The organism is Corynebacterium sp. HMSC072G08 (assembly GCF_001809185.1).
Lineage (GTDB): Bacteria > Actinomycetota > Actinomycetes > Mycobacteriales > Mycobacteriaceae > Corynebacterium > Corynebacterium phoceense.
The window spans coordinates 26804-39704 of record NZ_KV796396.1 but is presented as its reverse complement, the minus strand read 5'-3'; the positions used below and the strand labels follow the sequence as shown (position 1 = coordinate 39704).

The 12901-nt window shown below is 62.6% G+C and carries 10 protein-coding genes; 3 read left to right on the top strand and 7 right to left on the bottom strand.

All coding sequences use genetic code 11. From position 1 onward, the window contains the following. Window positions 1–186 precede the first annotated feature (186 nt). From HMPREF2559_RS12935 to HMPREF2559_RS01835, 7 genes are all read right to left on the bottom strand, one after another. Window positions 187–354, bottom strand: coding sequence for a hypothetical protein (locus HMPREF2559_RS12935; RefSeq protein WP_154666904.1), 168 nt, complete (start codon window positions 352–354; stop codon window positions 187–189). Between the two features lie 197 nt (window positions 355–551). Next, the gene (locus tag HMPREF2559_RS01860) at window positions 552–851 is read right to left on the bottom strand and encodes a molecular chaperone GrpE (RefSeq protein WP_066490747.1); all 300 of its coding nucleotides are present in this window, start codon (window positions 849–851) and stop codon (window positions 552–554) included. Between the two features lie 119 nt (window positions 852–970). Then, a complete protein-coding gene (locus HMPREF2559_RS01855; RefSeq protein ID WP_066490745.1) occupies window positions 971–1468 on the bottom strand; it encodes a MarR family winged helix-turn-helix transcriptional regulator in 498 nt (165 codons plus the stop codon). A 270-nt stretch (window positions 1469–1738) separates the two neighbouring features. Continuing rightward, complete coding sequence (locus tag HMPREF2559_RS01850; protein ID WP_066490737.1) at window positions 1739–4456, bottom strand: AAA family ATPase; 2718 nt, start codon at window positions 4454–4456, stop codon at window positions 1739–1741. A gap of 6 nt (window positions 4457–4462) precedes the next feature. Then, window positions 4463–5611: a metallophosphoesterase family protein gene (locus HMPREF2559_RS01845; RefSeq protein ID WP_066490733.1), complete on the bottom strand. Its 1149-nt coding sequence runs from the start codon at window positions 5609–5611 to the stop codon at window positions 4463–4465. Between the two features lie 78 nt (window positions 5612–5689). Next, on the bottom strand, window positions 5690–6556 hold the full coding sequence (locus HMPREF2559_RS01840; protein ID WP_066490730.1) for an SWIM zinc finger family protein: 867 nt from the start codon (window positions 6554–6556) through the stop codon (window positions 5690–5692). Between the two features lie 3 nt (window positions 6557–6559). Continuing rightward, window positions 6560–9718, bottom strand: a complete 3159-nt coding sequence (locus tag HMPREF2559_RS01835) for a DEAD/DEAH box helicase (protein WP_066509349.1) — start codon at window positions 9716–9718, stop codon at window positions 6560–6562. A gap of 285 nt (window positions 9719–10003) precedes the next feature. Between HMPREF2559_RS01835 and putP the strand changes: the two genes are divergently transcribed. The 3 genes from putP to HMPREF2559_RS01820 all read left to right on the top strand — a co-directional run bounded on the left by putP (window position 10004) and on the right by HMPREF2559_RS01820 (window position 12867). Beyond that, window positions 10004–11554, top strand: coding sequence for a sodium/proline symporter PutP (gene putP, locus HMPREF2559_RS01830; protein ID WP_077210057.1), 1551 nt, complete (start codon window positions 10004–10006; stop codon window positions 11552–11554). A gap of 91 nt (window positions 11555–11645) precedes the next feature. Next, a complete protein-coding gene (locus tag HMPREF2559_RS01825) occupies window positions 11646–12278 on the top strand; it encodes an HNH endonuclease family protein (protein WP_246816861.1) in 633 nt (210 codons plus the stop codon). Window positions 12279–12399: 121 nt separating this feature from the next. Further along, window positions 12400–12867, top strand: a complete 468-nt coding sequence (locus HMPREF2559_RS01820) for a DUF2269 domain-containing protein (protein ID WP_070539373.1) — start codon at window positions 12400–12402, stop codon at window positions 12865–12867. Window positions 12868–12901 lie beyond the last annotated feature (34 nt).

Genomic DNA, 12901 nt, shown 5'->3' with positions numbered 1-12901 from the left:
GAATCAGACACGCTTTCTGCTACTTAGCCCGCCCCTCGCCACTATCACGCGGCCAGCGAGCAACCGCTCAACGCTGCTCGCTATGCAGCTGTGTCATGTAGGGGTTCAGGGACGAAAGAGCAGTGCGCCAAGACAACGAACGGCCCCGGCAAGTGCCGGAGCCGACGCGCTAAAGCTCAAGGTTAATTAGAAGAGGGAACCCATCTCAATGTAGTGCATACCCATGAGAGCGGCCATCCACACGATGGCCGAGAGGATGAACATCGGGATGGCAAAAAGGAATTCCTTCGCGATGCCGTTGTCAGCTTCGCGGGCGGCAGCTTCTTGCTTTTCGGTTTCCAGACGAGTGCTCATGTCGTCATTCCTTTCGTTCATCCTTTAAGACCAGGAAGGCCGCAACGGCACTTCGATGACGTTCTGGTCTCTTAATAACCCTTATTAGAGTAGCAGGTGGCGCCCCATATCTCCCTATCGATCCGGAGATATTTCGTTACCATACGGTTACCTAGTGCTAACAACCCCCTTACGGGGTAGACAGAAAGTTCGAGCGCCTACACGCCCGGATCTTCGCCCGCTTCCAGCGCGTCAAGGAACGCCTCACGGTCCGCGAACATGCGCTCAATATCTTCCTCGGGACCGACAATCCACAGCCCAGATTCTTCGTCGAAGGTCACGGCGTCCTCCGCGTGGCGCGCGAAGACCTCCTCCATGAGGTCGAGCTGCTCCTCGGTAGCCGTATCATCTTCAAAAGACGCCGGATCCCCGAGCCGCGGCGACTCCTCGCGCAACTCTGTCACGCCGTACTCCGCGTACTGGCGCAGGGGGTGCTCAAATAATTCTTGACCCATCATGTCCGCCATTCTATGGCACACAGACAAAAGAAGACCTCGCGTTACCTATTCTTTAAAACGGTGCCGCGGGGTATCAGGGCGCTACAGAACGCTCCTACTTGCCAATGTCGCGCGGTAACTTAAGCTTCGCCCTGGGCCGGCACGTGAACGCCGGAGGAGAAGTCCACCGGATGGTCCACCACTGCGGCGAAGTACTTCTTCAACACCTCGACGTCAGCCATGTCCATTGGGTCAAAGACCAGCTGGCGCACGGACTCAACGTGATCCGGGGCAGCCGCCTCAAGGCGTTCCAGGCCAGCGTCGGTGATGCGCACAACGACACCGCGAGCGTCACCCACGGACTTCATCTTCTGCACGAGACCGCGACGCTCCATGCGCGTGACCTGGTGCGAGGTGCGGGAGCGGTCCCAGTCCAGATCCGCGCACAGCTCGCGCAGACGCAGCTGCTGCTCGGGAGCCTCAGACAGCGAAACAAGAACAGAGAACTCCGACACAGAGAGATCGCCACGCGCCATGAGCGCCTCATCCATGCCGCGGTTGATTTTACGAATGGTGCCGAGAATATCGCGCCAGAGCTCCTGCTCTTCCGCGTTAAGCCATCGAGGTTCTGTAGTCACCTCAACAAGGGTAGCACTTCAACGCACTTTAACAAACCAATAAATGAGTTTCTTTTGTGGTCTACCTGCGACTTTAGCGGATTCATATAACGAGTTTTTACCTTAAATTCAGAAAACATATCATAACAACGTAATTAATGAAGTCGCCGCGGAGTACAATAGTGACACCGTAAACAGTTGTTCACTAAGGACTATCTAAGGTTTCGTTGTGCTATTCAACCATTCGCCCCACCCTGCCGGCCGTGCATGCCAGGGTGGGGCGTCAAAGAATTACCGACCCGCAAGTGGAACACGTTTCAAATCTTCGATGTCGAACTCGACGCGACCAGGGATCCACTCATAACGCTCAGGCATACACGTGAGCACAATGACCTGGCTGTGACGCCCGGCATCCGCGAAGATGGTGGACATGAGTTCTAGGCGCTGCGAGTCCGTGGAACCCAATGCGTCGTCAATGATGACAGGCACACCAGCATTCGACTCTCCCCCACCCTCCGCGTCATCGCCCACCATGTCGGCGATAGCCAGACGCGTGAGAATGCCCAGCTGCTCTTTCGCACCACCGGACAACGCGTCGAGGTCGACCGTGACGCCGCCGCGTGTGCGGCTGGCAATGCGCAGTTCCTCATCCAGGTCGAATGTGATGTCGCCGCCGAAAAGGGAACGCGCGAGCTGTCCCAGGCGGTCAGCAAACGGTGCCGCGTACCGCTGGCGTGCGGCCGTCTGGTGCTCCTGGAGCACTTCGTAGAGACGACGCGCGGCAGCAGCGCGACGCTGCACGGCCGCGAGCTTTTGCTGCGCCAGCTCTTCAGCAGCAAGGGCAAGCTCAAGTTCTTCTGCCGCGCCGGAGGCTGCCGAGATATAAGACTCCATCCTGAGCATCTCCTTCTCGGCGGTGCTGATGGTGTTCTCCAGAGTCTCGACGCGCGTCTGTGCGCCCACCACCAGCTTCTGTGCCAGCGTCGGGTCGTTGTCTGCAAGCTCGCGCTCAACCGTCTCCAGCTGTTCCTCCAGTTCACTCAGCGCCGTCTTCGCGGCCTCCGCCGCCGCCTGCAGATCCTTGACGCTGCCGGCCTCTGCGGCTGCAGCCACGGCTTTCTGCGCACGCTCAACGTTTTCGCGGACTGCCTTTTCGTTCTGTTGCACCGCGATAAGTTCCGCCTGCGCCTGGCGGCGTTGCAGCGGTTCAAGGCGGGCCGCGGCCTTGTCGACCTCGGCGTCAGCGGTCTCAAATGCGTCGTGTGTTTCCTTGCGGGCTTCTTCTGCTTCGGCGACGCTGAGTTCTTCCGCAGTGTCTTTGACACCAGCAGCCGCAACCTCGAGCTGTGCCTCCAGGGCGCCCAGCTGTGCACGCAAGTCGCCGAGCTCCTCGCCACGCAGCGCAGAGCGCAAGTCGGCCTCGGCCCGGGAGAGGTGCTCCCCCACTTCGCGGTGTGCGTCACGGGTCGCGCGGACCTCATCCACGTCTACGCACTCGAGCTCCTGCAGAATATCGGCGAGCGCGGCACGTGCCTTGTCTTCACGCGCACGCGCGTCCCCGCTCGCTGCAGCACCTGCATCGAAGCGAGCAGAAATGCCAGCAATATCCAGCACGGTGCCGTTATCGAGCGCGACAGTCACATCCTCATCAGCGGGCAGCGCACGCTCCTCGCCGTCAACGGTAACGCTCGAGTCCTTGCCCGAACGCAGAATCAGCTTGGCCGCCGCCTGCTCACGCAGGGAGGCAGCAAGCTCGACCTCGTTGGAGGCCTTTTCAGCACGCGTGACGTCAGCATCCGTGATGACACGACCCCGCGCAGCGGCGACCTCGCGGGCGTCCTTCACCGCCGCGTCGAGGCCATCGAGTTCGCTCACGCGCTCGCGCAGCTGGGCCAGGCGTTGACGGTCCTGGGCGTGTTCAGCAGCGACACGGGCAGCATCGCGGGCCGTGCGTGCTTCATCACGCACAGCCTTCGCCTTAGTGAGCGCCGCGGTGAGCTCCTCGACGGTCTCTTCTTCTTCCCTGGCGGCGGTCTCTGCGGCAGCGACGGCCTCAACGGCCGTCTTCAGTTGAGTTTCGTACTCCTCCAGGTTGCTGCGCAGCTCTTCCCGGCGCGCGAGGTCCTGGTCTGCGCGCTCAGAGTCGAGACGTGCGCGTTCCACGCCTTGGCGCTGTTGTTCCACGGCGGCAGCCATCTGCGTCGCCTTCGCCGCGGATGCTTCGCGCTCCTCCAGAACGGAGCGTGCCTCAGGCAGATCCTCACGCGCGCGCTCGAGCTTGTCATTCGCGCGAGCGTGACTGTCCACGAAGCCTGCAAGTTCATCAACCTTCTTCTGCTTCTGCGCGGCCTCGGCAACGCAGGCCTCGTGGTTCTTCTCCGCCTTGTTCAGTTCACCGGAGGCGCGCCCCTTCTCCGTGTAGTAACGGCGAAACTCGTCCGAGACGCGGCGCATGAGGTCAGTGTCGTCACCGAATGAGGTCTCGGCGTCCGTGCCGGTCTCGCGCTCCAGCGCCGCAGTCAGCGACGGCACGCCAGCTGCGGCGATGCCCTCATCAAGCTGGTCTTGGCGCAGGAAGAGCGTCGCCAGCAGAGCCTTGTCGAGATGTTCAGCGATAATCTCGTCGAGTCGTGCCTGAGCATCCGGACCGGTGAGGCTCTCGTGCTTCGGCGAGGTAATCTCCAGCTCCGTCTTCGAGCCTTTGATAAAGCGCTTATACAGCTTGAAGTCATAAGGGCCAATGCTCATGGACACGGTGACCTCGGGTGCCTCGTCCACGTCCACGGGTTTGAGCCACATGACACCGCGATCGGACAGCGTCTTATCGCGCGCTGTTTTCGCCGTGGACCCGGCACGCTCCAAAAGCGCGATGCCGAGCGCGTCGAGGATGGTCGACTTACCCGCCTCGTTGCCGCCATGAATAACGATGACGCCGGTATCCGGAAAATTGTCGGCTCGCAGGTGGCGCACGCCGCGGACGTTGTTCAATTCGATGGAATGAATACGCATGGTGGTTTAGGCTCCCTTGGCAGTAAGACGGAACAGCAGATTAGTGGCATCGCGCGCTTCGAGGTCGCCAGCGCTCATATCCTCGACGAGTTCTTCCAGCGCCGACGCGGCGAAGCCGGTAAGTCCGAGGTTGTCGAGCTCATCCGGGTCGGGCTCGGTCACCAAGTCCATAAGGCGCTCGCGCGGATAAAGCGCGGCAAAGATATCAGTGAGTTCATCAAGCCCTGATTCCAGCGCGCGCTGTGCGGTCAGACTCAGCGTGCCGGTGAGACCGTACTTGATGACGGTGCGGTCCTTATTCTCATAGGCACGCAGCTGCGACAGGAAAGACTCCACGTCTTCGAGGGAGTCAAGCTCCGCGGACACAGCGTCAAAGCGCCACTGCCCCACGTGGTGCTTTTCTACCGTCACCGTAGCCGGTCCCGTGCCGTCCTTTTCGATGGTGACCACGAGAGCATTGCCGGAATCACGCTCGCCGTTATCCGTCTCGAGGCCATGGAAATCCGTCACTTCGGGCGAACCAGAGAACCACACCGCGCCAGTCGCCGAGAGGTTCTGGGTTGAGTGCGTATCGCCCAAAGCAAGGTAATCGATAGAGCCGGAGCGAACGGCCTGCTCGACCTGCGCTAAGTCAATCTCTGCTGGCGAAGGCGTGGAGGTACGCGAGGAGACCTGGCCGTGGCCCACTGCGATCCGGATATTCTCCGTGGGCTCAAGTCCCTGCAGGGCCTCAGCAACGAGGTCACGGTTGACATGCTTGGTAAGCAACGGAGCCCCCACGAGCTCGACACCGTCGGCCACCTCCTGTGGCACGCTATCGCCCAAGACATAGACGTTCTCCGCAGTCGCGGTACGGAAAATCGAGTCAGCCACGAGAGGATCATGGTTGCCCGGCAACAGGTAAACAGGCACCGGCAGACCAGCGAGCACCTCATTGGCGCGGCCGGTGGTCTGGCGCGTAAGAGAGTTATGTTCAAAGACGTCTCCGGCGGCGACAATAAACTGCGCGCCGGTGCGCGTGGCGAGCTCGCCCAGGCGCTCAACGGCGGCAAGACGGGCGGCGCTAAAGCGGGCCTGTGCCTCGCCTTCGAGGAACCAGCGCTGCATTCCCCACTGGAAGTCCGAGGTATGGATAAAAGTTACGCGTTGAGTCATGGCTCCACCATAAAACAGGGGGTCGACATGACGCCGAGTTATATCGAACGCGCCGGCTAGGAGTCTTGCTGCATGCCTTTAGCGCTGCACCAAAAAATCGTAGAGTTCTTCGATATCGCTCACGGCGCGCAACAATTCGAGATTGGTGTGCGTGACAGAGCGCAAGGCCTTCCGGAGCAGATCCATATCGGAGTCCTCAAGGGCCGGCGCGATCTTGGGCTCAGGAATATCGGGCAGGCCGCGGCCGTTCCAGAACAGCTGGTTGCGCTCCGCGGAGTCCAGACCGGAGTTCGGCGAATACGCGTCGCGGGAAGCTTCCTGAGCTTGGGCCATCATGGACTGTTCCAGCGTGGCGAAGCTCAGGCCGCGCATGGCGAAGACGACGGAAGGGTCGGCGTCCATGCGCGCGGCGAGGCGGTCGACCACCGCCACGATGTGCTTGCAGAATGGAGCGTGATCCGGGCACGAGCAGCTAAAGCGCACGTCGTCGGGGTCCTCACCCAACAGGATATCGAGGACGCGGACGGGCAGGAGGCCGTCACGCGCGTCACGGATGGCATTGGGAGTGCGCGCCATAATCTCGCTGACCTGGCCCACATCGTCGTTGCTGCGGTACGGCAGCTGGATGAGCACGGCGAAGGGCTCGTTTTGGCTGCCGGCCACACGCCCGTGAATGGCGCCATTGCGCACGTCAAGGCCGACGACGTTGCCCGCATGAGCGTAGTCACGCCCGCGCGCCAAGCGTCCGGCGTCGACTTCCTTGCTCATGAAGGACACGAGGCGCGTCGCGGCCGGAGACATAGAGGATCCGGAGTGGTTGACGCGGTCGACCTTGAGGACTTCGTCCTGCGTAGTCACGCGCTTGCGCGTGCCGAAGTTGACGTAGGTGACGTTGTCAGGCGTCGAGCCATCGTTCGTTGCGTCGCCCGTGGTTGAATCCGCCATGGCCTACTCCCTTCCCCTATAGCTCATAAGATCAGCCAGCTGCTCGGGGCTGAGCTCGGTGAGCCAGCCTTCGCCTTCGCCCACGATGGCGCCGGCGAGCTGCATCTTGCCGTCGAGGATGTCCTGGATGGATTCCTCGAGCGTGCCCGCCGTAATCATCTTGTAGACCTGCACGTTGCGCTCCTGGCCGATGCGGAAGGCGCGGTCCGTGGCCTGATTTTCCACGGCGGGGTTCCACCAGCGGTCCATGTGGACAACGATATTCGCCGCCGTGAGGTTAAGACCCGTGCCGCCCGCCTTGAGCGAAAGAATCATCACCGGCGGCCCATCGGGCGCCTGGAAACTCTCCACCATCTGGTCACGCTTATTTTTCGTCACGCCGCCGTGTAGGAACGGAATCTCACGGCCGAGTTGCTCCGTGAGGTAAGGCTGCAGGATATCGCCAAAGGCCTTGTACTGTGTGAAGACGAGAATGCGCTCGCCGGTCTGCGTGGCCTCATCGACAATGCGCATGAGTTCGCGAACCTTGCCAGAGCGGTGTTTGCCGCGAATGGTCACGGCGCTACCATCGCCCAAGTAGTGCGCCGGGTGGTTACAAATCTGCTTAATGTGTGTGAGCGAGGCGAGCACGAGGCCGCGGCGCGCCATGCCCTTCGTTTCCTCCAAGCGCCGCTGGATGGAGTCGACGAGCGCTTTATACAGCGCCGCCTGCTCCGAAGTCATCTCCACGGTAACGATCTGCTCGGACTTCTCCGGCAGGTCATCGATGATGGTGGGGTCAGTCTTCAGGCGCCGCAGGATAAAGGGCGCGATGAGCTGGCGCAGCCGCTCGGCCAGGCCAGGGTCATCCCCGCGTTCGATGGGCTTGGCAAAGTGGTTGCGGAAGAAGCTCGCCGAGCCCAGGACGCCCGGGTTACAGAAGTCGAGGATGGAACGCATCTCGCTCAGACGATTTTCCACCGGAGTGCCCGTGAGAGCTAACCGATGCCGCGACGGCAACGAGCGCACAGCCCGCGAGGCCCGCGTGCCGGAGTTCTTAATGGCTTGCGCCTCGTCGAGCACGACGCGGTCCCAGTCCACTTCGCCAAGCATGAGGAAGTCCCGCGAGGCCGTGCCGTACGAGGTGATGACGAGGTCGTAGTCGCGTGCCTTGTCCACGAAATCCTGATCGCGCAGGCGCTGCGAGCCATGCTGGACGAGGACTTTGAAGCTCGGCACGAACTTCGCGGCCTCGCGTGCCCAGTTACCTACGACGGAGGTGGGCGCGATGACGAGCGTAGGGCCGGGCTTCGCTTCCTCCGCAGCCGCGGCGGCGGCGTGCTCGACCGCGAGCAAGGAAAGCAGCTGCAGCGTCTTGCCCAGGCCCATGTCGTCCGCGAGCACCGCGCCGATATCGTTCTGGGACATCCAGTAAAGCCAGTCCACGCCGCGGCGCTGGTAATCGCGCAGCTCCGCATGCACCGTGTCCGGAATGTCGACGCGCTTGGGCGCCGGGGTCTCCATGCCGCCAAGCAAGGAGTTGAACCAGCCGCTGCCGGTGAACTCGATCGGGTCCTTGGCCATCGCCTCGAGCGCGAGCTGGCGCAGTTCCGCGACGGTGACCTCGCCGAAGTCTGCGTCGTCCGCGGCCTCGTTGAACTCCGCAAGCCGGCGCTGGACGTCCGCGATCTGGTCTTCCCAGCCCGGCGTGCCCAAGTCTCGAGCGTGCTCGGCGCGCATGAGGTCGCGTTCGAGTTCCTTCTTCATCCGCTCGCGCGATTGCTTGGCCAGCTTGGACATGTAGTCGCTAATCCGCGTGATGGACGCCGTATCCGCCATCACCCAGTTGCCGCGCAGGCGGATAAGTCCAGATTTCGAGGCGATGAGTTCGTCCATCTCGTCGTCGGTGAGCTCAATATCGCCCACGGACAGGCGCCAGTCATACTTAACCAGCTTTTCCATGCCGAGGTGGCGCTTCGTCGCGCCGTCCGCCCCGGAGTCAGCCTCGCGGGTCTCCAGTTTGGCGGTGGTCTCCATCTGGGACCATGCTTTGGGCAACATAACGTTGATCCCGGCCGTGCGCAGCGCCGCAGCGTCTGCGCCCACGAATTGAAGCAGGTCCTCGGTGCTGAGATAGACATCCCAGTCGCCCGCGTTCTCGTAGTAGCGGTCCGGCTCGCGCGAGCCCTCCTGTGCCAAGCGCGGCGCGATCTCGATGGCGCGGCGGCGCACGTCGCGCAGGCGCTCCACGCTCGTGCGGTCGAGCTGGCTCGTGCGGATGGGCTGCGGCGCATCCGTGCCCGAGCGCACGGCAAGGCGCACCGGCCACGTCGTATCCTGCCATCCCGGAGTAAAACTTTCGTCCCCGTCGTCTCCGGCGCTGGAGGCGGCGGCAAAGCCGGGAGCGGGGGCATCGGCAAGCTCCTGCTCCGCCGGCGGCTCCTCGACGATGACCACAAGCTGGAGGTCGACCTGGGTAATGGAATCCTTCCACTCGTTCAGCCCGCGCAGGAGCTGGGCGCGGCCGCGCTTGACCGCCGTGGTCCGCAGGAGGGCATCGACGAACTCGTGCCACGGGTAAGGGCGAATCTGCGTGCGGAGGTCCTCGAGCTCAACGTAGGTAATCCAGTGCGTGAGCTCGTCCGCCATGTCATCAGTGAGCGCCCGGTTATTGACGGTAAGGATGCCGGGAGCCGCCGCGACCATCTCCGCGAGCCAGCCGCGCTCCCCCAGGCCTGAGGCAAGCTGCCACATGGGGAACCACTCGCCGGACTGGTAGTTCAGGCGCATGGTCACGCGCCCCGCGCGCACGAACTTCGTGAGTCCCTCATACGCACGCACGAGCCAGAGTAGATCCGGGGCGAGGCTTTCGCGCTGCTCTAGGCTCACGCCCGGCGCGCGCCGCGACACGGCGGTGAGCTGGCTTAAAATCTTCACCGTCTCATCTGGGCCAAACATGGCCATGGGCACCATGAGCGAGACGTCTTTGCCCTTGGGCGTGCGCAGCGTCATGCGTGCACGGTTGCGGAAAGATTTATTAGCAAGGATCTGATCCACGACCGCGGGGAAGGTGCCCTCCGGCACCGCGGCAGGCGTGATGATCTTGTGCCCTTCGACCTGTTCAATCCATAAACCTAGCCCGGAGACCGGCAGCCAGATTCCATGCACAAGGTACGAAGACATAACGACCATTCTAACATTCTGACCCCACCGCGCCGCCTGTCGGGTTTTCGCTGGACGCCGCACTGTAAGCCGCAGCGCTATCGCACGTAGGTTCGGGTTTATTGAATGATTTGACTAAAACGCCACGATCCACCAGTGTGTTCCGTACCATAGTGCGGGACAGACTCATCCGTAGGTCACGCTGTGTCCTGCGCAACTCTGTGTGTGGCTTACGCTCACCGCGGGCCCCCCTTACAGAGCACAACTCCCGCAGTACACGACTCTCTACAACCAAAGGAGGCGTGAGTGACTACCTCAACCTGGTACGTACTCGCCATCATCATTTATCTCTTTGTCATGCTTGCGATCGGTTATTGGTCGTACAAGCAGACGAGCCAGTATGACGACTACGTCCTGGGTGGGCGTGGTCTCAACCCCTTCGTCGCGGCGCTTTCGGCCGGCGCCTCGGATATGTCCGGTTGGCTGCTCATGGGCCTGCCCGGCGCGCTCTTCCTCACCGGTTTCTCCGAGCTGTGGATGGCCATCGGTCTTACCGTCGGCGCCTGGTTCAACTGGAAGCTCGTGGCCCCGCGCCTGCGTGCCTACTCGGAGGTCGCCAACAACTCGATTACGGTGCCCTCCTTCTTTGAAAACCGCGTGCACGATCACTCGCGCGTGCTGCGTATCGTCGCTGCACTCGTCATCATCTTCTTCTTTACCTTCTACGTCTCCTCCGGCATGGTCTCCGGCGGCCGCTATTTCGAGTCGACGTTCCAGGGCGACTACTTGACCGGCATGCTCATCGTTGCTGCGGTGACGGTGGCCTACACCTTCATCGGCGGCTTCCTCGCGGTGTCCTACACGGACGCAGTTCAGGGCATGCTCATGTTCGCCGCGCTCATTATCGTCCCCGTCATGGCGATCATCGCGCTGGATAACCCGGCCGATATCTTCTCCTTCGCTGCGGAGAACCCCTACGCCACGGGCGGCGCTATTGAGAACCCACAGTATTTCTCGCTGTTCTCCGGCGTCTCCGCCGCTGTCATCATCGGCAACCTCGCTTGGGGCCTGGGCTACTTCGGCCAGCCGCACATCATCGTGCGCTTCATGGCGCTGCGCTCGCCTGCCGATGCCGCCACGGGCCGCCGCGTGGGCATTGGCTGGATGGCTCTGTCCATCCTCGGCGCCGTCTTCGTGGCGCTGGCCGGTACGGTCTTCTTCACCAACACCGACCACTCGATTACGGACCAGGAGAATTACGAGACCATCTTCTTGGACATGGCGCAGATCATGTTCCACCCGCTCGTCGCCGGCCTCGTGCTCACCGCGGTCCTTGCCGCCATTATGTCGACGATGTCCTCGCAGCTGCTCGTCGTCTCCTCCTCGCTCATCGAGGATCTCTTCACCATCGTCAAGAAAGACAAGCCCTCGGACGCGGTCATGATGAACCTCTCGCGCACCGCCGTCGTCGCCGTCGCCGTCCTCGCCGCCGTGCTCGCGATTAATCCGAACGACTCCATCTTGGGCCTCGTCTCCTTCGCCTGGGCCGGCTTCGGCGCCGCCTTCGGCCCACTGGTTCTGTTCTCCCTGTTCTGGAAGCGTCTCAACGCCCCTGGCGCCATCGCAGGCATGATTACCGGTGCCGTCGTCACCATCGTGTGGGGCATGACCTCCCTGGGCGACCTTATCTACGAGATTGTCCCCGGCTTCGCCGCCGCCGCGATCGTCACCTGGGTCGTGTCGCTTGCCACCGCCGCACCTCGCCCGGAGACTACCGCGGAGTTCGACGCCGCACAGGAGCTCATCGCGAAGGCCAACCGCGATAAGAACTTCCAGTTCGAAGGCGCCGCCGATTAACGAGCACCGTCTACGCGGAACCTTTCGCCGCGCCGGCCAGTCCAACTAAGTCGTGAATGCTTTTCTTCGCGACTCCGTGACTGCCCGGCGCGTGTACGTTTTTCTCCTCACTCTCGCCACCCTCGCCTTTCTCGTGCCCCGCTGGCTCAGTCCTCCCGCCTGGCTGTTTCCGCCAGGGCCTACCGATGCCACCCTTCCAGAACCTCGCACCCTCCTCACCGCCGTCCCCGTCGCCCCGGGCGAGCGCCACCGCGTCGTGGGCTACGAGCGCGAGGCCTTCGGCGACGGCTGGGGCAGGGCACGCGTGACGGGTCTCGAGCACTGCACGTCCCGGGAGGCAGCGCTTGCCGTGCAGTCGCGTCCGCGCGCCACGAGCTGCGAACCGGCTGCTGTCATTGAAGATCTCTATGCCGACACGCGCGTCTTCTCCACGGAAAGGCTCGAGGCTGACCACGTCTTTCCGCTCGCCGCCGCGTGGGACATGGGCGCCTGGGCGTGGGACGACGCGCGGCGCGTGGAGTTTGCCAACGACCCGCTCAACCTCGTTATCACCACGCGCGCGGCCAACCAAGACAAGTCTGACCAACTCCCCTCGCGCTGGATGCCGCCCGCGCGCACGCGGCATTGCTGGTACGCTCAGCGGCTGGCCGCCGTCGCCTACGCCTATTCCCTACCGTTGCCGGCCGCGGACCATAGAGCAGTGCGTCGCGCCTGCCGGTTGTAATTCCCCGTGCCCCCGGTTCGCGAAAGGCCCTGTTCATCTATAGGCTTGTTCCCTAATGGCCGCAGGCGGCTTGCCTGCGTGCACAACAATCGCAACGAAAGGTCTTTAGACAGGTCACCCCATGACTACTCTCGCCATCGCCATCCATGTCATCGCCGCCATCCTGCTCGTCGGCCCGGTCATGGTCTCCACCTCCATGTTCCCGGCTCAGATCATCAACGCCCAGGGCGGCAACACCGGCGCGCTGAGCATCCTGCACCGCATCACGAAGACGTACGGTCTCTTCTCCGCCATCGTCCCGGTCCTCGGCGTCGCCGTATTCCTCACGGACCTGGCCACCTACGGAAAGCAAGGCCAGTTCCACGCCTCCATCGCCCTCGCGATCGTCGCCTGGGCTCTGCTCATCTTCGTCGTCATCCCCAAGCAAAAGGCTGTCGTCGCGGCTCTGGGCGGCGACACCGACACTGTGCAGGCTGCTGCCCCGGCCGATAAGCCGGTCGATCTGGAGAAGTCCCGCTCCCAGATTGCGATGTTCTCCGGCATCTTCAACCTGCTGTGGATCATCATCGCGATCCTCATGTTCATTTAACGCGCCTCGCCTTGCGCGTCCTCGCGCGCTCGGT